The organism is Neorhizobium turbinariae (assembly GCF_023223505.1).
In the GTDB taxonomy this organism is placed as follows: domain Bacteria; phylum Pseudomonadota; class Alphaproteobacteria; order Rhizobiales; family Rhizobiaceae; genus Neorhizobium; species Neorhizobium turbinariae.
Genome location: NZ_JALPRY010000016.1, coordinates 240,188 through 265,358, shown reverse-complemented (window position 1 = coordinate 265,358; position 25,171 = coordinate 240,188). Strand labels below are relative to the sequence as shown.

Sequence of the window (25,171 nt, the reverse complement as noted above, 5' to 3'; positions counted from 1 at the left end):
ATGGCTAGCGCTCATCCGGCAGGCCTAGTAAGTCGAACCCGACTAAACTCTTAGTTTTCAATAAGAAGCCGTATCCATGTCATTTGAAAGCACGTCAGCTTCCCTGCGCGAACCAGAAGCCAAGCAGATCGATCATAACGACTCGATCCGCGCGACCTATTTCAATACCGAAGAATTGCGTGAATGCGGCGAAAGCCTTGGTCGGCAGGGAACATCAAGCCTACCAGGGCTGACGGATTTCGACTTCCTCAAGCGGCACAAGGAAAACGAAAAAGAGATCCTGCGCGTTTACCGCGCAACGGCCGTCGACGTGGATGCGGGCGCAACGATTACGCCCGCGGCCGAGTGGTTGCTCGACAATTACTACATCATCGAAGAAGCAATCCAGGAAGTACGTCGTGACTTCCCGCCGAAGTTCTTCCGGCAGCTGCGCACCACGACGGTCGGCAATATCGAAATGCCGCGGGCGCTGGCGCTTGCCTGGCTTTATGTGGCCCATACCCACAGCAGCCTTTCCAGCGAAAGCCTTGCCGCCATGGTCGAGGCCTACCAGTCCCAGGAGCCGCTGGAGATCGGCGAGCTCTGGGCGCTGCCGTCGTTCATCCGTTTCGTGCTGATCGAAAACCTGCGCCGGATCGCGACCCGCGTCGACCGCTCGCGCAACATGCGCCGCCGGGCGAACGAGGCGGCCGACGAGATCATCCGCCTCAACAACGAGGAGCAGAGCGCCAGCCTGCTGAAGAGTATTGAGGGGCTCACCACCGACCACACCTTTGCCGCTCAATTTCTCTATCGCCTGCGCAATGCGTCGCAGACCTCGGCCTTCGCCATCGCTTGGCTCGAGGGGCGGCTTGCGGCCGCCGGCACGACCGTTGACGAGGTGATGCAGGCCGAGCAGAGCCGACTGTCTTCCGGCAACGTGACGATGGGCAACATCGTCAAGAGCCTGCGCGAGATCAACGATACGGAATGGACGGTTTGGTTCGAGGAAGTCTCGCAGATCGACAAGATCTTCCGTGAGCGGACCGACTACCAGGCGCTCGACTTCGGCTCGAGGAACGCCTACCGCAACCGCATCGAGCAACTGGCGCGGCGCTCGCACAGCAGCGAGATCGAGGTGGCCGAAGCGGCGATCGCGCTTTCGGAAAAAGCTGCGTCCATGCCGGATTCGGATCCGCGCGAGACGAATATCGGTGCCTTTATCGTCGGGCGCCGTCGCCGAGAGCTTGAAGCAGCCGTCGGTTACAAGCCTCGCTTCGTGCAACGCTTCGTGCGCGTCGTCCGCAAGCTGAACTGGCTGGCAATTGCGGGGCCGGTAATCCTGATCACCCTGCTTGCCATGGCGGCTGCCGCCTGGTTCCTGGTGCAGGCGGAAATCCCGCTGCCGATCGTCTTCTTCTTCCTCCTGATGTTCTCGCTGCCGGCATCGGAAGGCGCAACCGGGCTCTTCAACACGCTGGTGACCTATCTGGTGCGGCCGGCGCGCCTGGTTGGCTACGAATTCAAGGAAGGCATTCCGGAAGAAGCCCGCACACTGGTGGCGGTGCCATGCCTGATCACCAATCGCGACACGGTCGATGAGCTGGTGCGCAACCTCGAGGTGCATTTCCTCTCCAACCCGCATGGCGAGATCTATTTCGCGCTGTTGAGCGACTGGCGCGACAGCAAGGTCGAGGAAACCGATGCGGACATCGAGATCCTTGACTACGCCAAGCGCGAGATCGCGGCGCTCAATGCGAAATATAACGAAGACGGGCGTACCCGCTTCTACCTCCTGCATCGCCGCCGTCTGTTCAACCCGAATGAAGGGGTGTGGATGGGCTGGGAGCGCAAGCGCGGCAAGCTGCATGAGCTGAACCTTCTGCTGCGCGGCGACCAGGACACGACCTATCTTCCGGGCGCCAACATGGTTCCGGCAGGTGTCCAGTATGTCATGCCGCTCGATGCCGATACGCGCCTGATGCGCGATGCCGCGACCAAGCTCGTCGGCAAGATGCACCACCCGATCAACCAGCCGATCCTCGATCCGGACACCAACCGCGTGGTGCACGGCTACGGCCTGATGCAGCCGCGTGTTACACCGTCGCTGACGACGGGCAAGGAAGCCTCGGTCTTCCAGCGCGTCTTCTCGGTGGGACGCGGCCTCGACCCTTATGTCTTCACCGTTTCCGACGTGTACCAGGACCTGACTGGCGAAGGCAGCTTTACCGGCAAGGGGCTTTATCATGTCGATGCCTTCGAAGCCTCGCTGAAGGGCCGCATCGAAGAAAACGCCATCCTGTCGCATGACCTGCTCGAAGGCTCGTTTGCGCGATGCGCACTCATCACCGACGTGGAACTGGTTGAAGACTTCCCGACCCGCTACGAGGTGGAAGTGTCGCGCCAGCATCGCTGGGCGCGCGGCGACTGGCAGCTTCTTCCCTTCATCATGGATCCGAAGCGCGGTGTCACCGCGCTTGGCCGCTGGAAGATGTTCGACAACCTGCGTCGGTCGCTGACACCGATCGCCTGGTTCTTCGCCTCCGTGCTCGGCTGGTATTTCATGGACCCGCTGAGCGCGCTGATCTGGCAGATCCTGCTGATCTTCTCGCTGTTCGTTGCGCCGACCATCAGCCTGATTACCGGCCTGCTGCCCGGCTCCGCCGATATCGTGCCGCGTGCCCATTTCTATTCCGTCTGGTCCGACATTCGTTCGGCCAACGCCCAGGTGGCGCTGCGAATCGTCTTCATCGCCGACTCCGCCTGCATCATGACGGACGCCATTGCGCGCTCGCTCTACCGGCTTTTCTTCAGCCGCAAGCTGATGCTGGAATGGCGCACCGCCGCGTCGATCCAGTCGAACGCGCAAGGGAGCCCGAAGGACTACTACCGCTCGATGTGGCACGCACCGACGATCGCGGTGCTGAGCGTCATCCTGTCGGCCATTCCCGGCGACAACGCCTTCCTCGTAGGCCTTCCGTTTGCGGTGATGTGGATCTTCTCGCCGCTGGTCGCCTGGTATGTGAGCCAGTCTGCCGAGACCGAAGACCGCCTGTTCGTGCCCGAGCCAGCAGCCGTCGAGCTGCGCAAGATCGCCCGGCGCACCTGGCGCTATTTCGAGACTTTTGTTACCGCGGAGCAGAACTACCTGCCGCCGGACAACTACCAGGAGCGGCCAAACCCATCGGTCGCCAAGCGCACGTCTCCGACAAATATTGGCGTCTACCTGCTGTCGATCGTCTCGGCGCGCCACTTCGGCTGGATCAGCTTTACCGAAACGCTTGAACGCATCGAGCAGACGATCGCGACCGTGGAGCGGGCCGAGAAGCTGCGCGGCCACATGTACAACTGGTACGAAACCGACACGCTGAAGCCGATGATGCCGCGCTATGTGTCATCCGTCGACAGCGGCAACTTCGCGGGCCACCTGATTGCGATCTCGTCGGCGCTGCGGATTTGGGCGGAAGCGCCCTCGGCACACCTGCAGGGCAATCTCGACGGCATCGGCGACGTGGCCGGTATCCTGGCGGAAAGCCTGAAGGCGCTGCCCGACGACCGCAAGACGGTTCGGCCACTGCGCCGCCGGCTGGAAGAGCGCATCATCGGCTTCGGCAACGCTCTGGCGTCCGTCAAGCGCGAGCACGAGTTTGCGTCGATCCGCATCATCAACCTTGCGGTGCTGGCACGCGATATCCAGAAGCTCGCCGTCAACCTCGAGCACGAGGTTCGCTCGCCGCAGAGCGAGGATGTCACCCGCTGGTCGGCATCGCTGGTCGCAAGCTGCGAGGCGCATATCGCCGACAGCGTCTTCGACAACGGCAATATCGAAGCCCTGCGCGAACGCTTGAGCGCGCTGCGCGACCGCACCCGCCAGCTCGCCTTCGCGATGGATTTCAGCTTCCTGTTCCGCAAGGACCGCCGGCTTCTGTCGATCGGCTACCGGGTGGAAACCAACGAGGTGGACGAGGCCTGCTACGACCTCTTGGCCTCGGAGGCACGTCTCACCAGCCTGTTCGGCATCGCCAAGGGCGACCTGCCGACCGAGCACTGGTACAAGCTCGGCCGCCAGGTGGTGCCGATCGGTACCCGCGGTGCGTTGGTCTCCTGGTCGGGTTCGATGTTCGAATACCTGATGCCGCCGCTCGTGATGCAGGAGCGGCAGGGCGGCATCCTCAACCAGACCAACAACCTGATCGTGCGCGAGCAGATGAACCACGGCCGCCGCCTCGGCACGCCATGGGGCATTTCGGAAGCCGCCTTCAACGCGCTCGACCACCAGATGAACTACCAGTACACCAACTTCGGTGTGCCGACGCTGGGCCTGAAGCGCGGCCTTGGCCAGAACGCCGTCATCGCGCCCTATGCCTCGATCCTTGCCAGCCAGTATGATCCGGTTTCGGCGCTGGAAAACCTCGGCGAACTGCGCGAGCTCGGGGCGCTTGGGCAGTTCGGGTTCCACGATGCTGTTGATTTCACCCCGACCCGCCTGCCGGAAGGCAAGCGTTGCGCGGTGGTCTACAACTATTATGCCCACCACCATGGCATGTCGATTGCCGCCGTCGCCAACGTGGTGATGAACGGCCTGCTGCGTGAACTCTTCCATGCCGATCCGGTGATCGAGGCGGCCGAACTGCTGTTGCAGGAGAAGGCGCCGCGCGACATTCCGGTGATGAGCGCCAAGCACGAGGAAACGCCGGGCAAGGGCCAGGGCGAACTGTTGCGGCCGGAAATCCGCACGATCAACAACCCGGCGACGAAGGACCGCGAGCTCGTCCTGCTGTCGAACGGCCATTACTCCCTCATGCTGACGGCGACCGGCACGGGCTACTCGCGCTGGAACGGCATGAGCGTGGCGCGCTGGAAGCCGGATCCGACCGAAGACCGCTTTGGCCAGTTCCTGTTCCTGCGTGACACGACCACTGGCGAGTGGTGGTCGGCAACCGCCGAACCACGCCGCATCGAAGGCGAGAAGACCAAGACGATCTTCAGCGACGATCGCGCTGAGTTCCAGAAGACGATCGGCGACCTGACGAGCACGGTGGAATGCATTGTTGCCACCGAGCATGATGCGGAAGGCCGTCGCCTGACGCTGCTCAACATGGGCAGCGAGGACCGCTTCATCGAGGTGACCTCCTACATGGAGCCGGTGCTGGCCCATGAGGATGACGACAACGCGCATCCGGTTTTCCAGCGCATGTTCATCCGCACCGAGATCGGCCGCCGCGGGGACGTGATCCGTGCCTGGCGCAACAAGCGCAGCCCGAGCGATCCGGACATGCTGATCGCACACCTGGCAGCCGACAATGCCGGGGCGGCGCGCCCGACCGAATTCGAGACAGACCGGCGCAACTTCATTGGCCGCGGGCGCACGCTCGCCGAGGCGGCAGCGTTTGATCCAGGTGCGAACCTGTCGAACACCGATGGCTTCACGCTCGACCCGATCCTGTCCTTGCGCCGTGTCGTGCGGGTGCCGGCGGGCAAGAAGGTGAGCGTGATCTTCTGGACGATTGCTGCGCCGAACCGCGAGGACCTCGACCAGGCGGTGGAACGTTACCGTCACCCTGATGCCTTCCAGACGGAGCTGACGCAGGCCTGGACGCGGACGCAGGTGCAGATGCGCCACCTCGGCGTCTCGTCGCAGGATGCGGCAGCCTTCCAGCACCTGGCGCGCTACCTCATCTACCCCGACATGCAGCTTCGGGCCGACCAGGCAACGCTGCAGGCGGGCATGCGGCCGCAATCGGGCCTGTGGCCATCCGGCGTTTCGGGCGACCACCCGATCTTCACGCTACGCATCAACGACGATGCGGACATGAATGTCGCCAAGGAAGCGTTGAGCGCGCAGGAATACCTGCGCTCGCGTGGCGTCGTGACGGATCTGGTGATCTTCAACGAACGGGCAGCATCCTATGCGCAGGACATGCAGCACGAGATCGAGTCGCTGTCGAAGAGTGCGCGGCGGCTGAGCAGTTCCGAAGGCCAGCGCCAGCATGTCTTCACGCTGCGGCGTGACCTGACCGACGAGGCGGCCTCCGAAGGCCTGATCGCGGCGTCGCGCGTCGTGCTTCACGCGCGCAACGGACGCATCAGCGACCAGTTGAGCCGCACCGCGAGCATCTTCGCGCCGCAGAAGGACCAGGAGGTCGAGATCGACCGCCGTCCGCTGCTCAACGGCGAGATCTTCAAGGCACCGCCGATCGATGCGCCCGAGGATCTCGACTTTTGGAACGGTTACGGCGGCTTCTCCAAGGATGGCAGCGAATATGTGGTGCGCCTGCACGGCGGCCAGTCGACGCCGCATCCGTGGATCAACGTCATCGCCAACGACAAGTTCGGCTTCCATGTTTCGGCGGAAGGGGCGGGCTTCACCTGGGCAAAGAACTCGCGCGACTACCAGCTGACGCCATGGACGAACGACCTGGTGCTCAACCGTCCGGGCGAAGGCTTCTACATTGCCGACCGGGAGAGCGGCGCGGTGATGACGCCATTTGCCGCCCTGTCGCGCAAGCCAGAGCTGAAGTTCGAGGCACGTCACGGTCTAGGTTATTCGGTCTTCTCCAGCGAGGATGAGGGCCTCAAGATCCGGCTGACGCAGACCGTCGACCGCAACCGGGCCGCCAAGCTTTCGCATCTCGTGCTGCGCAACAGCGGCTCCGAGGTGCGGCGCCTGCGGATCTATGGTTACGCGGAATGGATGCTGGGCGCCAACCCGGCCCGCTCGCTGCCGTTCATCCTGTCGAGCCGCGACGAGGACACCGGGGCGCTGTTTGCCACCAACGCCTACAGCATCGACTACCGGCGCATCGCCTTCCTGGCGATGAAGGAGCAGCCGACCGGCTACACCGTCAGCCGGCGGGAATTCATTGGCCGCTTCGGCTCCATCCAGATGCCGGCAGCGGTGATGGCTGCCTCGGCACTCACCGGCGCGCTCGACCTCGACGGCGATCCCTGTGCCGCGCTTGCCTATGACCTGGAGGTCGCGCCGGGCGAAGAGAAGACGGTGACCTTCTACCTCGGCGACGCGGAAACGCGCGAAGAGGCCCAGGCCTTGGTGGCCGAGCTTCGCGACGGCGATTTTGCGCAGATCTTCCAGGAGACGCGCGACTTCTGGACCGGATTTACCGGACGGGTGAAGATCTCGACGCCGGACAAGGCGCTCGACAATCTCGTCAACCACTGGCTGCCTTACCAGGCTCTCGCCTGCCGGATCATGGCGCGTACCGCCTTCTACCAGGCGTCCGGGGCCTTCGGCTTCCGCGATCAGTTGCAGGATACGCTTGCCTTCCTGCTGCACGAGCCGTCGCTGGCGCGACGCCAGATCGTCAATGCGGCCGGACGGCAGTTCCGGGAAGGCGACGTGCAGCACTGGTGGCTGCCTGGCAATGGCGCGGGCGTGCGCACCACCATCTCCGACGACGTCGTGTGGCTGGCGTATGCCGTCCACCAGTATATCTCGGTGACGGGCGACGCGACGCTGCTCGACGAGGAGATCCCCTTCCTCGACGGCCCGGCGGTCGAGAAGAACAAGCACGACGCCTTCTACGAGCCGACCGTCACGGACGAGACTGCAAGCCTTTACGAACACGCAGCGCGGGCGCTTGATCTTGCGGTGGCGCGGACCGGCGAAAAGGGCCTGCCGCTGATACTCGGCGGCGACTGGAACGACGGCATGAACCGCGTCGGTGCCGGCGGCCGAGGCATGAGCGTCTGGCTCGGCTGGTTCCTTGCTGCTGCCTTGCGCGATTTCATTCGCTATGCCGAAGCGCGTGGGGATGACGGGCGCGTGCAGCGGTGGAGGAAGCATATCGAAGCCCTGAAACAGGCGCTCGAAACAGCCGGCTGGGACGGCGGCTATTACCGCCGCGGTTACTTCGACGATGGCGCGCCGCTCGGTTCAATCACCAGCGACGAATGCCGCATCGACTCGCTTGGCCAGTCTTGGAGCGTGCTCTCGGGCTTTGGCGATGACGAACGCAAGACCACGGCCATGGACGCCGTTCTGGACCAACTCGTGGATGAGGAGGCCGGCATCATCCGGCTCTTCACGCCACCGTTCCAGGACACCCGCAAGGATCCGGGCTACATCAAGGCTTATCCGCCGGGCGTGCGTGAAAACGGCGGTCAGTACACGCATGCAGCCATCTGGGTGGTGCTGGCCCTTGCCGGGCTCAAACGCGGTGACGACGCCTGGAAGTGCTTCCAGATCCTCAATCCGATCAACCACGCGCTCGATCGCGAGGCGGCCGAAACGTACCGTGTCGAACCTTATGTCGTGGCGGCCGACGTCTATGGCCACGGAGCCTATACGAGCCGGGGTGGCTGGACCTGGTATACGGGTTCGGCAGGCTGGCTCTACCGTGCCGCGATCGAGGGCATCCTCGGCATCCGCCGACAAGGCGACAGGCTGCGCGTCGATCCCTGCCTGCCGAGTGGCTGGAACGGGTTCAAGGCAGAGGTGACGATCGAGGGCCAGGTCCACACGATCGTGGTCGACGGCGACACGGTGACTGTGGATGGTGAGGTGGCGGATGGCAGCGGAGAATTCGCGCTGTCAGCACCCGTGCAACGACTGCCTGAACCGACCGCAGGCTGAACCGACTGCCATTGCAGGTTAAAGAAACAAGAAAACCCGCCGCCATGATCCATGGCGGCGGGTTTTTCGTTCCCTGGACCCAAACCAGCAGCGCTTATGCCGGATGGCCAAGCTCCGCAGGCTTCTCCGCATGATCGTCTTCGTCGTCCAGCAGTCCGCTGGTGCGTAGCAGGGAGGCGAACCGGCCGCCGAGCTGGCTCAGTTCATCGTAGCTTCCGGACTCGATGATGCGGCCGTTGTCGAGGAAGATCACCTTGTTGGCGTCCCGCACCGTCGAGAGGCGATGGGCGATGATGAAGGTCGTGCGGTTCTCGCGCAGCCGGTCGATCGCCGCCTTGACGCGCGCCTCGGTCTCGACGTCGAGCGCGCTGGTGGCTTCGTCGAGCACGAGGATAGGCGCGTTCTTGAGGATCGCCCGGGCAATGGCAATGCGCTGGCGCTCGCCGCCGGAGAGCCTGTTGCCGCGTTCGCCGACGGTGGTGTCGTAGCCGCTGAGGCGACTTTCGATGAAGTCCGTTGCGGCGGCGGCTTCGGCGGCCTTGAGGATTTCCTCTTCGGTTGCACCCTCGCGGCCAAGGCGAATGTTCTCACTGATGGAGCGGTTCAACAGGCCGGCGTCCTGGAAGACCGTGGCGATGGAGTTGCGCAGCGACTTGCGGGTCACCGTCTTGATGTCGACGCCATCGATGAGGATCTGGCCTTCCTGCGGATCGTAGACCCGTTGCAGCAGGTTGATCAGCGTTGTCTTGCCCGCGCCCGTCGGGCCGACGATCGCCACCGTTTCCCCGGCATTGGCAGTGAACGAGACGTTGTGGACGCCCTGCTTGGTGTTGGTGAAGCCGAAGGTAACGTCTCGGAATTCAACCTCGCCACGGACGTTGGCAAGTTCACGTGCATTGGCCGGTTCGGCCCGCTCCTCGACGGAGTCTTCAAGCTTGAAGAAATCCTCGAGCTTGGCGCGTGCCTCGAAAATCTGGGTGGCGAACTGGCGCAGCAGGTCGAGACGGCCGATCAGCAGATTGGCAAAACCGATGAAGGCGACGACATCACCGACCCGCAACTCGCCCTTCTGCACGAGGTAGGTGCCGATCACCAGGATCACGCCCATGGAAACGGTGGAGGCGGTGCGGTTCAGCGCGCCGGCCAGCGCCCACCAGTCGAGCACCGGATATTGCGCGGCGAGCAGGTTCTTCGTGTAGTCTTTCAGCGCCCGCGTTTCAGCCTCGATGCGGTTGTAGCTGTGCAGTACCGAGACGTTGCTGATCGCGTCGCTCACATGCGAGAAGACCGTGTGGTAGTGGTTCTCGACCGAGGCCTGCCCTTCCTTGGTGCGGTTCATGACGGTCGCGCCGATGATCCAGTAAAGCACGCTCAAGACGAGCAGCACGATACTGAGGCGCCAGTCCATGGAGATGGCGGTCGGGACGAGCAGCACGAGTGCCACGGCGGTGGCAAGATGCGTGCGCATGAACTCGAGCCAGAGGCCGAACAGGCTTTCGGCGGCGCGCAGCAGCGTGTGCAGCGCGTTCGACGTGCCGCGCTGGTGGTGCCAGGAGAGCGGCATGGAGATGATGCGGCCAAAAGCTTCCGTCAGCAGCGAGGCGCGCCGTCCATGCGCCAGGCGGTCCGCTTCCCGCGCCACGAGAACATAGGCGATGGTGTTGAAGACGCCGAAGCCGGCCCAGGCCGCAAGCCAGGTCGTGACGTCGCCGCCGGACGAGATGGCATCGATGATGCGGCCGAAGAGGATCGGTTCTGCAATGGTGATGACGGCAAGCACGACGTTGGCGATGACAACGGCGGTGACGCGCCATTTGTTCTTCGCCAGGTATCTGAGAGCGCGTGCGTAAACCTGAAAGAGCGTCAAGTGGCGCAACCTCGTTGATGTGTAGCCGCCTTGCGCGGCCTCGTCTTGGCTACCTCTATAAATCGGAAAAGGCATTTCCGCGACAGCAGCAATTCTCTTCTGCCAGAAACGCTTGCCGCTCGGCAAGCGTGGCATATGTGATGGATCAAAACGGCAAGGTTTGTAGTTTGCAGCCCCGGTGTAGCTAGATTTTGGGATACGCCTTCAAACATTGATAACTATGCTGGCACGATTGTGCGCCAAGGCATTTTTCAGAACGATGACCATTGATTTGAAAAGGTTATTAGAGGGGGCAACTTGAGTATTCAGCTGATCGTCCAGTTCTTGGTCCTCGTCGAAGAGACCAAGACCGAAGCTGAATTGATTGCTCAGCTCGAAAGCGTGCTCAAGCCCTACGGCTTCGAGTACTACAGTATCCGTTTGCATTCCCGGCAGCACCAGAACAGCGGACATGACGTGCTTGCCGCGCACTGGCCGGAGGACTGGGAAGAGAACTACGCCTCGCGCCGGTACCCGATCGTCGACCCGACCGTGCGGATGCTCGGGATCGCGCAGCGGCCTTTCCGCTGGCGTGATGCGGTGCTGAAGCTGAAGACCGACCCGAACCGCGCCCGCATGCAGCGGATGATGCAGGATGCCGCCCGCAACGGGCTGCTCGATGGCTATACGTTTCCGGTGCAGGGCCGCAACGGGCTCCTGGGCCACGTGACGATCTGCGGCAAGGTGGTGGATCTTTCGCCGGCGGAAGTGGCGCTCTTCGACGCGGCGGCACGAAAAGTGTTCTGGCGTTTCCTCGAATTGCGGGAAAGAAGCGAGGAGCTGGAGGCTGTGCCCCAGCTCGAGACACGGCTGACGCGGCGCGAAATGGAAGTGATCGTGCTGCTGGCCGATGGCCTGACGTCAAACGAAATTGCCAAGGCCCTGGAAATTTCCAGCCATACGGTGGACTGGTACATCAACGGCTTGCAGGAAAAGCTGAAGGCCAAGAACCGCCAGCACGTCGTGGCATCCGCCTTCCGACTGGGGCTTACCACTTAAGCTGTCCCCGCGGCCGTTCGCGGCGCAAAATGACCTTGCTAAAACCGCGGCTTACTGATTTTCTGCAGTGCAGCATTTTTGATGGCGCCTGGGAGGTCTATTTTGCCGATCACAAAGCTACTTGTAGCGAATCGTTCCGAAATCGCGATCCGTGTGTTCCGGGCTGCCAATGAACTTGGCATCAAGACGGTGGCGATCTGGGCGGAGGAAGACAAGCTCTCGCTGCACCGTTTCAAGGCAGATGAAAGCTACCAGGTGGGCCGCGGGCCGCATCTGGAAAAGGACCTGGGTCCGATCGAGAGCTACCTGTCGATCCCCGAAGTCATCCGCGTCGCCAAGCTGTCTGGCGCCGACGCGATCCATCCGGGTTACGGCCTGCTTTCGGAAAGCCCTGAATTCGTCGAGGCCTGCAACGAGGCCGGCATCACCTTCATTGGGCCGACGGCGCAGACCATGCGCCAGCTCGGTAACAAGGTCGCGGCACGCAACCTGGCGATCTCCGTTGGCGTACCGGTGGTTCCGGCCACCGAACCGCTTCCGGACGACATGGCAGAGGTCAGGCGCATGGCGGCCGAGATCGGCTACCCGGTGATGCTGAAGGCCTCCTGGGGGGGTGGCGGACGCGGCATGCGCGTCATCCGTTCCGAAGCCGACCTTGCCAAGGAAGTGACGGAAGCCAAGCGCGAGGCGATGGCGGCCTTCGGCAAGGACGAGGTTTACCTTGAAAAGCTCGTGGAGCGGGCGCGCCACGTGGAAAGCCAGATCCTTGGCGACACCCACGGCAATGTCGTGCATCTCTTTGAACGTGATTGCTCGATCCAGCGCCGCAACCAGAAGGTCGTGGAGCGCGCGCCGGCACCTTACCTCAGCGAAGCGCAGCGGCAGGAGCTTGCGGCCTATTCGCTGAAGATCGCGGGCGCGACCAACTATGTCGGCGCCGGTACGGTCGAGTATCTGATGGATGCCGATACCGGCAAGTTCTACTTCATCGAAGTGAACCCGCGCATCCAGGTCGAGCACACGGTGACGGAGGTCGTGACCGGCATCGACATCGTCAAGGCGCAGATCCACATCCTCGAAGGCGCGGCGATCGGCACGCCGGAATGCGGCGTGCCGCGCCAGGAGGATATCCGTCTCAACGGCCACGCGCTGCAGTGCCGCATCACCACCGAAGATCCCGAGCACAACTTCATTCCCGATTACGGGCGCATCACGGCCTATCGTTCGGCCTCCGGCTTCGGCATCCGTCTCGACGGCGGCACGTCCTATTCGGGCGCCGTGATTACCCGTTATTACGACCCGCTGCTCGTCAAGGTAACCGCCTGGGCGCCGCAGCCACTTGAGGCGATCGCCCGCATGGATCGCGCTTTGCGCGAATTCCGTATCCGCGGGGTGGCCACCAACCTGACATTCCTGGAAGCCATCATCGGGCATCCGAACTTCTGCGACAATTCCTACACGACCCGCTTCATCGACTCGACGCCGGAACTGTTCGAGCAGGTGAAGCGCCAGGACCGCGCGACGAAGCTCCTGACCTATCTGGCGGACGTCACCGTCAACGGCCACCCGGAAACGAAGGGCCGGCCGGTGCCGTCCGAACAGGCGGCAAAGCCGGTGCTGCCTTACATCAACGGCCCCGTGCCGGATGGCACAAAGCAGCGCCTCGACCAGTTGGGGCCGAAGGGTTTCGCCGAGTGGATGCGCAACGAAAAGCGCGTGCTGCTGACCGACACCACGATGCGCGACGGCCACCAATCGCTGCTCGCGACGCGCATGCGCACCTATGACATCGCGCGCATCGCCGGTGTTTATGCCCGGGCGCTGCCGGACCTCTTTTCGCTCGAGTGCTGGGGTGGAGCGACCTTCGACGTCTCCATGCGCTTCCTGACCGAAGATCCATGGGAACGTCTCCACCTGATCCGCGAAGATGCGCCGAACCTTCTGCTGCAGATGCTGCTGCGCGGCGCAAACGGCGTCGGCTACAAGAACTATCCCGACAACGTGGTGAAGTACTTCGTGCGCCAGGCGGCGGCGGGCGGCATCGATCTCTTCCGTGTGTTCGACTGCCTCAACTGGGTCGACAACATGCGCGTCTCGATGGATGCGGTGAACGAAGAGAACAAGCTCTGCGAAGCGGCCATCTGCTACACGGGCGATCTCGGCAATTCGGCGCGTCCGAAATACGACCTCAAATACTACGTGAGCCTTGCCGAGGAACTGGAAAAGGCTGGCGCGCATATCATTGCGCTGAAGGACATGGCCGGGCTGCTGAAGCCGGCCGCGGCGCGCGTGCTGTTCAAGGCACTGCGCGAGGCAACCTCCCTGCCGATCCACTTCCACACGCATGATACGTCCGGCATCGCCGCGGCAACCGTGCTGGCGGCGGTCGAGGCGGGTGTTGATGTCGTGGATGCGGCTATGGATGCGCTTTCCGGCGGCACGTCGCAGCCGTGCCTCGGCTCGATCGTCGAGGCGCTGGCCGGGTCGGATCGTGATCCCAATGCCAACGGTGGCCTTGATCCGGAATGGATCCGCAAGATCTCCTTCTATTGGGAAGCGGTGCGCAACCAGTATGCCGCTTTTGAAAGCGACCTGAAGGGCCCTGCCTCGGAAGTCTATCTCCACGAAATGCCGGGCGGCCAGTTCACCAACCTCAAGGAACAGGCGCGTTCGCTGGGGCTGGAGACCAAGTGGCACAAGGTCGCCCAGACCTATGCGGACGTGAACCAGATGTTCGGCGACATCGTGAAGGTCACGCCATCCTCCAAGGTGGTGGGCGACATGGCGCTGATGATGGTCTCGCAGGACCTGACGGTGGCCGACGTCGAAAACCCGGCCAAGGATATCGCCTTCCCGGATTCTGTCGTTTCGATGCTGAAGGGCGATCTTGGCCAGCCTCCGGGTGGTTGGCCGCCGGTGCTGCAGAAGAAGGCGCTGAAGGGCGAGGAGCCCTATACGGCAGTGCCTGGCTCGCTTCTTGCGCCTGCCGATCTCGATGCCGAACGCAAGACGATCGAAGACAAGCTGGAACGTCAGGTGAGCGACTTCGAATTTGCCTCCTACCTGATGTATCCGAAGGTCTTCACCGACTTTGCGCTCGCCTCCGACACCTATGGCCCCGTCTCGGTGCTACCGACGCATGCCTATTTCTACGGAATGAAGGATGGCGAGGAGCTGTTTGCCGATATCGAACACGGCAAGACGCTGGTGATCGTCAACCAGGCGATGAGCCAGCCGGACTCGCAGGGCATGGTCACCGTCTTCTTCGAGCTCAACGGCCAGCCGCGGCGCATCAAGGTTCCGGATCGCGCCCACGGTGCTTCCGGCTCGGCAGTGCGTCGCAAGGCGGAAGCCGGCAACAGCGCGCATCTTGGCGCACCGATGCCGGGCGTCATCTCTCGCGTCTTCGTATCGCCCAACCAGGCGGTCAAGGCAGGCGACGTGCTTCTTTCCATCGAGGCGATGAAGATGGAAACCGCGCTGCATGCCGAAAAGGACGGAACGGTTGCCGAAGTGACCGTGAAGGCAGGCGACCAGATCGACGCCAAGGACCTGCTGATCGTCTTTGTGGAGTAATTGTCTGACGTCATCTCTTGGGGCGCCGCCTGCCGGCGCCCCATCTTATTGTGCTGCTGACATAAATCGTGAGAGCGCGGACCAGCGAGATGGTTGCGCATGCTAATCGATTTAAATAAATGCTGCGGCAACTGGAGGAGGATCAGATGGATTCGCAAGCCGTGCCCAAAGCTTCCGCTGCGGTGGTAACGCCTGCACGTATCGGAGTGTCGCTGCTCTTCCTCATGAACGGCTTCATGATCGGCGCCTGGGCGCCGAAGATCCCGGAATTCGCGGAGCGGCTTGGCCTGAGCGAAAGCACGCTTGGCCTGATGATCCTGACCTTCGGGCTTGGCTCCATCGTCATGATGCCGCTCGCCGGCATGCAGATCGCCCGGTTCGGCTCGAGCCGCGTGTCGAAGATCAGCGCCCTATTGTTGACGCCAACCCTGCTGCTGCTCACCTGGGTGGGCGGCATCTGGTCCGGTGCCGTCGCGATCTTCCTGTTTGGCGGGCTCATCGGGGCGATGGACGTCGCCATGAACGCGAACGCCGTTGCGGTGGAGAAGTCGATGCGACGGGCGATCATGTCGTCTTGCCACGCCTTCTGGAGCCTTGGCGGCTTGATCGGCTCTTCGACCGGCGGTTTCCTGATCGACCATATGGGCGTCGGCGCCCATGCGGTGCTGGTGACCGCTGTTGCAGCGCTGATGATCCTTGCCTCGTGGAAGATCGTCTTCCACGATGCTCCGCATCCCGACGAAGCTGCTGAAGGCAAGCGCGCCCGGCTACCGCGTTCGCCACTGCCGTGGCTGATTGGCATCATGGCGTTGTTCTGCATGGTTCCGGAAGGCGCGGTGCTGGATTGGGGCGCGCTCTACATGCGAAGCGAACTCGGTGCATCGGTAACGTTGTCGGGTCTCGCTTATGCGGCATTTTCGCTCACCATGGCGGTGATGCGTTTCGCCGGTGACCTGATCCGCGACCGGTTCGGTGCGGTCATGACGCTGCGCGCCTGCGTCGTCATCGCCATCTTCGGCATGCTTCTGATCGGCTTCGCGGAGAACACCTCGGTCGCCATTGCAGGCTTTGCGCTGGCGGGCATCGGCATCTCCAATATCGTGCCGATCTGCTTCTCCGCCGCCGGCAATCTCCCTGGAATGGCCGCCGGCGTCGGCTTGTCCGTGGTCACGACGATGGGCTATTCCGGCATCCTGGTGGCGCCGTCCGGCATCGGCTTCATCGCCGAGCATACCGGTCTCGCATCGATCTTTGCCGGTCTCTCGGCCCTCTTGGTGGTGGTGCTGTTCCTGTCGTCGCTTGCGCGCCATGCGGACAACGCGCACCACTAAAAAGTCGCAATGAGGCTTTGGTAGGAAGAGGAGCGTCCCGGTTGACTGCTGCCTGCGCACCGCCCGTTGACAAGGCGGCAGGCATACGCCACCTGAGAAGCAACTTTTTCTTGCATTTCCTCCTTCGAAGGCAGTGAGCAACCCATGCCGTCACCGATTGACTACGATCCCAAGCCACGCCGTTCCACCGTTGCCGTTGATGTCGGCGGCGTCATCGTGGGGGGAGGGGCGCCGGTCGTTGTGCAGTCGATGACGAATACCGACACCGCCGACATCGATGCAACGGTTGCCCAGGTGGCGGCCCTGCATCGCGCGGGTTCGGAGATCGTGCGCATCACGGTGGACCGTGACGAGAGTGCTGCGGCCGTGCCGAAGATCCGCGAGCGCCTGCTGCGGCTCGGCATGGATGTGCCGCTGGTTGGCGATTTCCATTACATCGGTCACAAGCTTCTCGCCGATCATCCGGCCTGCGCCGAGGCTCTGGCAAAATACCGCATCAATCCCGGGAATGTCGGCTTCAAGGACAAGAAGGACAAGCAGTTCGCCGACATCATCGAGATGGCGATCCGCTACGACAAGCCGGTCCGCATCGGCGTCAACTGGGGTTCGCTCGACCAGGACCTGCTGACCACGCTGATGGACCGCAATGCCGCGGAAGGTTCACCGCTTTCGGCCCGCCAGGTGATGCATGAGGCGATCGTCCAGTCGGCGCTGATCTCGGCTGAACTGGCGGAAAGCATCGGCCTGCCGCGCAACCGTATCATCCTGTCGGCAAAGGTCAGCCAGGTACAGGACCTGATTGCCGTTTATTCCATGCTCGCCGAGCGCTCCAACCACGCCCTCCACCTTGGCCTGACGGAAGCCGGCATGGGGTCCAAGGGCATCGTCGCCTCTTCTGCCGCCATGGGTTACGTGTTGCAGCACGGGATCGGAGACACCATCCGCGTTTCGCTGACGCCGGAGCCGAACGGCGATCGGACCCGTGAGGTTCAGGTGGCGCAGGAACTGCTGCAGGTCATGGGCTTCCGGCAGTTCATTCCCGTGGTTGCCGCTTGCCCCGGTTGCGGCCGCACCACCTCGACCGTTTTCCAGGAACTGGCGCAGAACATCCAGGACGACATCCGCAAGAACATGCCGGTCTGGCGCGAAAAATATCCGGGCGTCGAAGCGCTGAACGTTGCGGTCATGGGCTGCATCGTCAACGGGCCGGGTGAAAGCAAGCATGCCGATATCGGCATTTCTCTGCCGGGTACGGGGGAAACGCCGGCCGCACCGGTGTTCATCGACGGCAAGAAGGCCATGACGCTGCGCGGCCCGAATATTGCGAGCGACTTCGAGAAGCTCGTGGCGGACTATATCGAGAACCGCTTCGGCCGGAAGAGTGCCGCGGAATAAGCCGTTTTTGCTGCGATTGGCGGGCAGTGCGCCCGAATAATTGATGCAGGGAAAACACAGGCCGGTGCTCGCGTGCATGTGGTCGCGCGGCCTCCTCGCAAATGCCGCAATCTATGGTAAATGACGGGTCACCACTGACGACGGGGACCTCGATTACATGCTCAAGAAAATTGCGATCGTCGCGCTGAGCGCGACCTATCTTTCTGCCTGCACCACGACCGACCCCTATACCGGGGAACAGAAGGTATCCAACACTGCGGGCGGTGCTGCGATCGGCGCCGGCGTCGGCGCACTTGCCGGCGCGCTAACGGGTGGCCGCCATGCTGGCCGCAACGCGCTGATCGGCGCCGGCATCGGTGCGCTCGCAGGCGGCGGCATCGGCGCCTACATGGACAACCAGGAAGCCGAGCTTCGTGCCGAACTGCAGGGCACGGGCGTATCGGTAACCCGCATGGGCGACCGGATCATCCTCAACATGCCGTCCAACATCACCTTTGCAACCGATCAGGACCAGGTGATCCCGCCGTTCTACCGGACGCTGGATTCCGTTGCGATCGTGCTCAACAAGTTCAATCGTACCTTCATCGACGTGAACGGCCACACCGATTCGACCGGCAGCCTGCAGCACAACCAGGGCCTGTCGGAGCGTCGTGCGGCTTCGGTTGCGAACTATCTTGGCAGCCGTGGCGTCGACCAGCGCCGCATTTCGACCATGGGCTTTGGCCCGTCGCAGCCGATCGCATCCAACGCGACGGCGGAAGGTCGCGCCCAGAACCGCCGCGTCGAAGTGGCGATCGCGCCGATCACCCAGGGCTGATCCTCGTGAAGTGGCGAGCCGTGCTAGATGCGGCTCGTCAACAGCTTGAAGCCGGCGAGGCTGTAGACCACGGCCATCGTCGCCTCAATCGAGCGTCTTGCCGACTTGTAGACCCGCAACGCGCGCTGCGTTGAAAACAGCATCGCATATCCGGTGAAGACGAGCAGGCTCGTCGTGCTGCACATTCCGACGATCAAGACGATCGCCGAGGTCGGCGGATTGGCCGGAAGACCCAGTGAAATGATCGCAAGCCAGCCGAAGATTGCCTTCGGATTGGTGACGTGGATGGCGTAACCGCGCAGCCAGAGCTGACGGGCGGTGCGCGGCGCTGCCCGGGTTTCAGCCACCGCCTGCAGCGCGTCGCTGCGGCGTGCCGACTTGTAGGCTTTCCAGGCAAGATAGATCAGGTAAAGCCCACCGAGGACCTTCATCACCTCGAGCGCGACGGCATAGGTGCGCAGGATGGCGGCAAGGCCGAGTGCGGCCGAGATCGCCCAGGTGAGCGAGCCACAGAAGATGCCGAGCGCGATGATGAGGCCGGCGCGGCGTCCTTCCGAGATCGCCGTGCCCATGATGGCGAAGTTGGCGGGGCCGGGGCTCAAGACCGCGATGAGGAACGCGACATAAGCCGGCCAGATGTGCGGCAGGTAAACGAACACGTCCGGCATTCCAAACCTCCCATGCGCGCCGCTTGCGCTTGTCCGTCAGCTGGTGCGATCGGCGATGAACCGGGCTGCCTGCTGGAGGATAGCAGCCTTTGTCCCGTATGGCTCAAGGAGTGCGGAAGCTTCCTTCGCCAGCGTGTCGAGCTGCTGCTCGGCCCAGGCGGTACCGTGGAGCGAAACGAGCGTCCCCTTGCCGCGCGCAGCATCCTTACCGGTTGCCTTGCCCATGGTGGCGGCATCCGAGGTGACGTCCAGGAGATCGTCGGCGAGCTGGAAGGCGAGGCCGATCTTCTCGCCAAAGGCGCGCAGGCGCTGCCGGTCGTCTGCAGTAGCGCCGGCAACGATCGCGCCGCCTTCGCAGGCGAACCGCAACAGCGCCCCGGTCTTCATTGCCTGCAGGGTGACGATGCCGGCTTCGTCCGGCGTCACCTTCTCGGCGGCGAGATCCAGCGCCTGTCCGCCGGCCATGCCGCCGGCGCCGGCGGCGCGGGCAAGCGTCAGCACGAGCTCCGTCTTCAACCGGTCGGCAAGTTCGGTTTCCGGTGCGGCGATGATGTCGAAGGCGAAGGTGAGGAGGCTGTCGCCGGCAAGGATCGCGGTTGCCTCGTCAAAGGCCTTGTGCACGGTCGGCTGGCCGCGACGTAGGTCGTCGTCGTCCATCGCCGGCAGGTCATCGTGGATCAGCGAATAACAGTGGATGCATTCGAGGGCGACGCCAACCCGGAGGGCAGCGTCTTTCGGTCCGCCCAGCATCTCGGCCGCCTGCCGCAGCAGGAAGGGCCGCAGCCGCTTGCCGCCGTTGAGCGAGCCGTGCCGCATCGCCGCCATGAGGTTTTGCGGGCGGCCGATTTCATCGGGCAGGGGCGCCTCGGAAAGCAGCGATGTCAGCAGCGCTTCCGTCTCGGTTGCACTCTGCCGCAGGCGTGTTTCGAATTGGTCTGTCGCATCCGTCATGGCTGCTGTTTGGCACGGCGCCTGATGGCTGACAATGCGGATTCACCACGGGTGGTGAAGTTTGCCTTGGCGGACTCGCCATCGCCGGCATGTGCGGTTATGAAACGGGCAGGCAGGGACGAAGAGCTTGGATATTGCGCCGGAAGACAATGGAGCAGAAGAGCCCGCCGTCGAGCGACGGGGAGGGTGGCGCAGGATGATCCGGCGAATTCTGTTGGCCGTGCTTGCGGTGCTTGTGCTGCCCTACCTGTTGATCCTCGTTTACGCGCTGCCCTTCACCCGCCCGGTTTCGACCCTGATGCTTTCGGAACTGGCGCTGATGCGTGGCTATGATCGCCAGTGGATGAGCCTGGACGACATCTCGCCGAACCTCGTGCGCGCCGTGATGATGTCTGAGGACGCACGCTTCTGCCTGCATGGCGGCGTCGACTGGAACCAGATGCGCAGCGTGGTGGAGGACGCGCTGGACGGAGAAGCAACACGCGGCGCCAGCACCATTCCGATGCAGACGGCCAAGAACCTGTTCTTGTGGAATGGCCGCTCTTTCATTCGCAAGGCCCTGGAACTGCCGCTGGCGCTCGGCGCCGATTTCGTCTGGTCGAAACCGCGGATGATGGAGATCTACCTCAATATCGCCGAATGGGGGCCGGGCATCTATGGTGCGGAGGCCGCCGCACAGCGTCACTTCAAGACCTCTGCCTCGAAGCTCAGTACCAAACAGGCGGCGCTGCTGGCGGTGGCGCTGCCGAACCCGTTTACCCGCGTGGCCAGCAAGCCGGGGCGCGGCATGACGCGGCTGGCGGGCGTGGTGGAGCGGCGGGCACGTGCTTCCGGCGCCTATATCAAATGCATTTATCCCTGACTTCGCGCGAATTCATTGGTCGCCGTCCATTCCGCTGATTACAAGCTGATGGGCACACGGAGACACGCGCATGGAAAAGCTTACTCTCTACATCGGCAACAAGAACTACTCGTCCTGGTCCTTCCGCCCCTGGATCGCCATGACGGCGGCGGGCATCCCTTTCGAGGAGGTGCTGATCCCGTTTGATTTTCCGGCCGGCAATCCGCGTTTCGAGGATATTTCGCCAACCGCGCGCGTGCCGGTCCTGCACCATGGCGACGTGCGGGTGTGGGAGTCGCTCGCGATCATCGAGTACGTGGCCGAACTGTTCCCGGACAAGGGCATCTGGCCCTCTGCCGCCGCGGACCGTGCGGTGGCTCGCGCGGTGTCGATGGAAATGCTGTCGGGCTTCCGGGCGCTGCGTGGCGCCTGCCCGATGAACATAAGGCGGCCAAAGAGGGTGATCGACCTTCCGGCCGGTGTCATGGATGACGTAGCACGCATCGAGACGATCTGGCGCGAGCTCAGGCAGAAGTCCGGCGGCCCGTTCCTGTTCGGCCAGTTCTCGGGCGCAGACGCGATGTTCGCGCCGGTGGTCAACCGCTTCGATGTCTATGACCTTGTGCGCGACGAAGAGACGCTCGCCTACATGAACGCCGTGAAGGCGCATCCGGCTTGGCTGAAGTGGCAGGAAGCGGCGCTGCAGGAGACCTGGATCGTGCCGGAAGACGAAGCTTAGCGCTTATTTCGAAAAAATGCCGGCAGGTACTGGTCAAAGCCCTGCATGGCATGTATAAGCCGCCCAAATTTCCGAGATCGAGACATGATGAGTTCGGCCTCAGTTCCGGCCGGGAATCATGTTTTGCACGAAGTGGAGTAACCAAAATGGCTGTACCGAAGAGAAAAACGAGCCCGTCGAAGCGCGGTATGCGCCGCTCCGCAGACGCACTCAAGGCTCCGACCTATGTTGAAGACAAGAACTCCGGCGAACTGCGCCGTCCGCACCATGTCGATCTGAAGACCGGCATGTATCGCGGTCGTCAGGTTCTGACGCCGAAGGAAAGCGCATAAGCTTTTCTTGTTGGACTTTGATGAAGGGCCGGCTTTGCCGGCCTTTTTTCGTTTGTGGCCCGCGCTAAATTCGCCAAGGACCTGCTGGCGATCAGCGCGCCGGCCCTGTTGCCTCAGAGGTTGTCGAGGCGGCTCTGGAGGTTGCGCAGCTGTTCTTTCAACTCGTCGATGTCCTTGGAGTCGGCCTTTTTTGCAGCCGGTTGCGTTGCCTGGCCGTTGAACGGCGTGAACATCTGCACCGCCTGCCGGAACATCTCGGTGTTGCGGCGCACCTGCTCTTCCATCAGTTGCATCGGTACCTGCAGGTTCTTGGCCATCGGCGTGTCGCCGAGCGCCTTCGTCATCTGCTCGCGCATCTGCACCTGCTGGTCGGTAAACGCCTTCATGGACTGCTCGAGGAAGGTCGGCACAACCATCTGCATCTGGTCGCCGTAATAGGAGATCAGCTGGCGCAGGAAGGAGATCGGCAGCAGCGTATTGCCGGTCTTGGACTCCTGCTCGAAAATGATCTGGGTCAGCACCGAGTGGGTGATGTCTTCCCCCGTCTTGGCATCCTGGACGACGAATTCCTCGCCCTTCTTCACCATCTTGGCCAGGTCTTCCAGCGTCACATAGGTGCTGGTCCCCGTGTTATAGAGGCGTCGGTTGGCGTATTTCTTGATCGTGATTTCGCCGTCGGTCTTCGCCATACTTGCCTCCTGCTCCCGTCAAAACATGGTGCTGATTTTTATCGATGGCACTGTTCTCCCGTTACAAGTGTAAGCCGAAAGTCGGAGCAGTTACAAATGTTTTGTGCGGCGCGATGATTGTCATGTTGCGCAGCAACGATGCAAAAACAAAATGAGGTTGAGCGGCCTTGCCGAGACGCCCAAACCACGGTTTGACACGGCGTCGAAGCTTTGCCAGTCTCGCGCCAATTCATGAAATACAAGGACACATCCCATGGCCACCCCATCCATCGTGATCGCATCTGCCACCCGTACGGCAGTGGGTTCATTCAACGGCTCCTTCGCCAACACTCCGGCTCATGAGCTTGGCGCTGCCGTCATCAGGGGTGCCCTGTCGCGGGCCAGCGTGGATGCCGCGGAAGTCGATGAAGTGATCCTCGGCCAGGTTCTTCCGGCCGGCGAGGGGCAGAACCCGGCGCGCCAGGCGGCGATGAAGGCGGGCGTCCCGAAGGAAGCGACGGGCTGGGGCGTGAACCAGCTGTGCGGTTCTGGCCTGCGCGCCGTGGCGCTCGGCATGCAGCAGATCGCCTTGGGCGACGCCAAGATCATCGTGGCCGGTGGCCAGGAGTCGATGTCGATGGCGCCGCACTGCGCGCACCTGCGCGGCGGCGTGAAGATGGGCGACTTCAAGATGATCGACACGATGATCAAGGACGGCCTGACGGACGCCTTCTACGGTTACCACATGGGCATCACCGCCGAGAACATTGCTCGTCAGTGGCAGCTGTCGCGCGAGGAGCAGGACCAGTTTGCGGTCGCCTCGCAGAACAAGGCGGAAGCTGCCCAGGCGGCCGGCCGCTTCAAGGACGAGATCATCCCGTTCACGATCCAGACCCGCAAGGGCGACATCATCGTCGACAACGACGAATATATCCGCGCCGGCTCCACGCTCGACGCCATGGCCAAGCTGCGCCCGGCCTTCGACAAGGAAGGCACGGTAACTGCCGGCAACGCGTCTGGCCTCAACGACGGCGCTGCCGCCGCCGTGCTGATGAGCGAGGAAGAAGCATCGCGTCGCGGCATCAGCCCGCTGGCACGCATCGTGTCCTGGGCAACCGCCGGTGTTGATCCGCAGATCATGGGCGCCGGGCCTATCCCGGCGTCGCGCAAGGCACTGGAAAAGGCCGGCTGGCGGGTCGGCGACCTCGACCTCGTCGAGGCCAACGAAGCCTTCGCGGCCCAGTCCTGCGCCGTCACCCGCGATCTCGGGCTCGACCCGTCGATCGTCAACGTCAACGGTGGTGCGATCGCCATCGGCCACCCGATCGGTGCATCGGGCGCGCGCATCCTCAACACGCTGCTGTTCGAAATGAAGCGTCGCGGCGCCAAGAAGGGTCTTGCCACGCTCTGCATCGGTGGCGGCATGGGCGTCGCCATGTGCCTGGAAGCGATGTGATGAAGACACGGTGATGTTGCATTAGTCTGGCGCATCACCTGCTGCCAGACTCGTCCCGCCGAATGCCCGCATGAGAATGTCCGGTTACCCAAGAGCCGGATCAACAGAGGGAAAGACTGGATGAGCAGGGTCGCACTTGTCACGGGAGGGACGCGGGGTATCGGGGCTGCCATATCGGTGGCCCTGACGAAGGCCGGGTATAGAGTTGCCGCAAACTATGCCGGCAACGAGGAAAAGGCCCAGGCCTTCAACAAGGAAACCGGCATCCCGATCTTCAAGTGGGATGTCTCGAGCTACGACGCCTGTGTCGAGGGCATTGCCAAGGTCGAGGCTGAATTCGGTCCGGTCGAGGTGCTGGTCAACAATGCCGGCATCACACGCGACGGCATGTTCCACAAGATGACACCGGATCAGTGGACCGAGGTGATCGGCACCAACCTCAACGGCCTCTTCAACATGACGCATCCGGTCTGGAGCGGGATGCGCGACCGGAATTTCGGGCGCATCATCAACATCTCCTCGATCAACGGGCAGCGAGGCCAGATGGGGCAGGTGAACTATTCGGCCGCCAAGGCGGGCGATCTCGGCTTCACCAAGGCGTTGGCGCAGGAAGGTGCTGCCAAGAACATCACCGTCAATGCGATCTGCCCGGGTTATATCGGCACAGAGATGGTGCGGGCGATTCCGGAAAAGGTACTCGCCGAAAAGATCATTACGCAGATCCCGGTCGGACGGCTTGGGGAACCTGAGGAGATTGCGCGCTGCGTGGTGTTTCTTGCCTCGGACGATGCCGGGTTCATTACCGGCTCGACGATCTCGGCCAATGGCGGCCAGTTCTTCGCGGGCTGAGCCGCAATAGGCAAGACCCGCAAAGAAAAACCGGCGTCGATTGCTCGACACCGGTTCATTCATGCGAAGAC

15 protein-coding genes are annotated in these 25,171 nt (G+C 62.8%); 11 read left to right on the top strand and 4 right to left on the bottom strand.

Going from position 1 to position 25,171, the window contains the following annotated elements; genetic code table 11:
- Window positions 1-76: 76 nt before the first annotated feature.
- Entirely contained in the window at window positions 77-8,572 is an 8,496-nt protein-coding gene (locus M0654_RS15580; RefSeq protein WP_248683891.1) for a GH36-type glycosyl hydrolase domain-containing protein, read from the top strand.
- Window positions 8,573-8,666: 94 nt separating this feature from the next.
- Here the strand turns inward: M0654_RS15580 and M0654_RS15575 are convergent, their stop codons facing one another.
- Window positions 8,667-10,439: a glucan ABC transporter ATP-binding protein/ permease gene (locus tag M0654_RS15575; protein ID WP_118850980.1), complete on the bottom strand. Its 1,773-nt coding sequence runs from the start codon at window positions 10,437-10,439 to the stop codon at window positions 8,667-8,669.
- A 297-nt stretch (window positions 10,440-10,736) separates the two neighbouring features.
- On the opposite strand from M0654_RS15575, the gene M0654_RS15570 reads away from it, so the two are divergent.
- The 5 genes from M0654_RS15570 (at window position 10,737) to M0654_RS15550 (ending at window position 18,596) form a co-directional block, all read left to right on the top strand.
- Window positions 10,737-11,477 carry a LuxR family transcriptional regulator gene (locus M0654_RS15570; protein ID WP_248683890.1) on the top strand — a complete coding sequence of 247 codons (741 nt, stop codon included), beginning with the start codon at window positions 10,737-10,739 and terminating at the stop codon, window positions 11,475-11,477.
- A gap of 102 nt (window positions 11,478-11,579) precedes the next feature.
- The gene (gene pyc / locus M0654_RS15565) at window positions 11,580-15,053 is read left to right on the top strand and encodes a pyruvate carboxylase (protein WP_248683889.1); all 3,474 of its coding nucleotides are present in this window, start codon (window positions 11,580-11,582) and stop codon (window positions 15,051-15,053) included.
- Window positions 15,054-15,199: 146 nt separating this feature from the next.
- Complete coding sequence (locus M0654_RS15560; RefSeq protein ID WP_248683888.1) at window positions 15,200-16,384, top strand: MFS transporter; 1,185 nt, start codon at window positions 15,200-15,202, stop codon at window positions 16,382-16,384.
- A 144-nt stretch (window positions 16,385-16,528) separates the two neighbouring features.
- Window positions 16,529-17,779, top strand: a complete 1,251-nt coding sequence (gene ispG / locus M0654_RS15555) for a flavodoxin-dependent (E)-4-hydroxy-3-methylbut-2-enyl-diphosphate synthase (RefSeq protein WP_118850976.1) — start codon at window positions 16,529-16,531, stop codon at window positions 17,777-17,779.
- A gap of 157 nt (window positions 17,780-17,936) precedes the next feature.
- On the top strand, window positions 17,937-18,596 hold the full coding sequence (locus tag M0654_RS15550) for an OmpA family protein (RefSeq protein WP_248683887.1): 660 nt from the start codon (window positions 17,937-17,939) through the stop codon (window positions 18,594-18,596).
- Between the two features lie 23 nt (window positions 18,597-18,619).
- Here M0654_RS15550 and M0654_RS15545 read toward each other — a convergent pair whose 3' ends face one another.
- Both M0654_RS15545 and M0654_RS15540 read right to left on the bottom strand, forming a co-directional pair.
- The gene (locus M0654_RS15545) at window positions 18,620-19,264 is read right to left on the bottom strand and encodes a LysE family translocator (RefSeq protein ID WP_248683886.1); all 645 of its coding nucleotides are present in this window, start codon (window positions 19,262-19,264) and stop codon (window positions 18,620-18,622) included.
- 36 nt (window positions 19,265-19,300) lie between these two features.
- On the bottom strand, window positions 19,301-20,215 hold the full coding sequence (locus M0654_RS15540) for a polyprenyl synthetase family protein (RefSeq protein ID WP_248683885.1): 915 nt from the start codon (window positions 20,213-20,215) through the stop codon (window positions 19,301-19,303).
- 127 nt (window positions 20,216-20,342) lie between these two features.
- On the opposite strand from M0654_RS15540, the gene mtgA reads away from it, so the two are divergent.
- From mtgA to rpmF, 3 genes are all read left to right on the top strand, one after another.
- Window positions 20,343-21,077, top strand: a complete 735-nt coding sequence (gene mtgA, locus M0654_RS15535; protein WP_248683884.1) for a monofunctional biosynthetic peptidoglycan transglycosylase — start codon at window positions 20,343-20,345, stop codon at window positions 21,075-21,077.
- 70 nt (window positions 21,078-21,147) lie between these two features.
- The gene (locus M0654_RS15530; protein ID WP_248683883.1) at window positions 21,148-21,795 is read left to right on the top strand and encodes a glutathione S-transferase family protein; all 648 of its coding nucleotides are present in this window, start codon (window positions 21,148-21,150) and stop codon (window positions 21,793-21,795) included.
- 146 nt (window positions 21,796-21,941) lie between these two features.
- Window positions 21,942-22,127 carry a 50S ribosomal protein L32 gene (gene rpmF / locus M0654_RS15525; RefSeq protein WP_118850970.1) on the top strand — a complete coding sequence of 62 codons (186 nt, stop codon included), beginning with the start codon at window positions 21,942-21,944 and terminating at the stop codon, window positions 22,125-22,127.
- Between the two features lie 113 nt (window positions 22,128-22,240).
- Here rpmF and phaR read toward each other — a convergent pair whose 3' ends face one another.
- A complete protein-coding gene (gene phaR / locus M0654_RS15520; RefSeq protein WP_118850969.1) occupies window positions 22,241-22,816 on the bottom strand; it encodes a polyhydroxyalkanoate synthesis repressor PhaR in 576 nt (191 codons plus the stop codon).
- Window positions 22,817-23,069: 253 nt separating this feature from the next.
- On the opposite strand from phaR, the gene M0654_RS15515 reads away from it, so the two are divergent.
- Entirely contained in the window at window positions 23,070-24,251 is a 1,182-nt protein-coding gene (locus M0654_RS15515; RefSeq protein WP_248683882.1) for an acetyl-CoA C-acetyltransferase, read from the top strand.
- Between the two features lie 120 nt (window positions 24,252-24,371).
- A complete protein-coding gene (gene phbB / locus M0654_RS15510) occupies window positions 24,372-25,100 on the top strand; it encodes a beta-ketoacyl-ACP reductase (RefSeq protein ID WP_248683881.1) in 729 nt (242 codons plus the stop codon).
- Window positions 25,101-25,171 lie beyond the last annotated feature (71 nt).

Coding starts and splice junctions, on each gene's coding strand:
- M0654_RS15580 (WP_248683891.1), top strand. CDS start 77: ATGTCATTTGAAAGCACGTCAGCTTCCCTGCGCGAACCAGAAGCCAAG.
- M0654_RS15560 (WP_248683888.1), top strand. CDS start 15,200: ATGGATTCGCAAGCCGTGCCCAAAGCTTCCGCTGCGGTGGTAACGCCT.
- ispG (WP_118850976.1), top strand. CDS start 16,529: ATGCCGTCACCGATTGACTACGATCCCAAGCCACGCCGTTCCACCGTT.
- M0654_RS15550 (WP_248683887.1), top strand. CDS start 17,937: ATGCTCAAGAAAATTGCGATCGTCGCGCTGAGCGCGACCTATCTTTCT.
- M0654_RS15545 (WP_248683886.1), bottom strand. CDS start 19,264: ATGCCGGACGTGTTCGTTTACCTGCCGCACATCTGGCCGGCTTATGTC.
- M0654_RS15540 (WP_248683885.1), bottom strand. CDS start 20,215: ATGACGGATGCGACAGACCAATTCGAAACACGCCTGCGGCAGAGTGCA.
- M0654_RS15530 (WP_248683883.1), top strand. CDS start 21,148: ATGGAAAAGCTTACTCTCTACATCGGCAACAAGAACTACTCGTCCTGG.
- rpmF (WP_118850970.1), top strand. CDS start 21,942: ATGGCTGTACCGAAGAGAAAAACGAGCCCGTCGAAGCGCGGTATGCGC.
- phaR (WP_118850969.1), bottom strand. CDS start 22,816: ATGGCGAAGACCGACGGCGAAATCACGATCAAGAAATACGCCAACCGA.
- M0654_RS15515 (WP_248683882.1), top strand. CDS start 23,070: ATGGCCACCCCATCCATCGTGATCGCATCTGCCACCCGTACGGCAGTG.
- phbB (WP_248683881.1), top strand. CDS start 24,372: ATGAGCAGGGTCGCACTTGTCACGGGAGGGACGCGGGGTATCGGGGCT.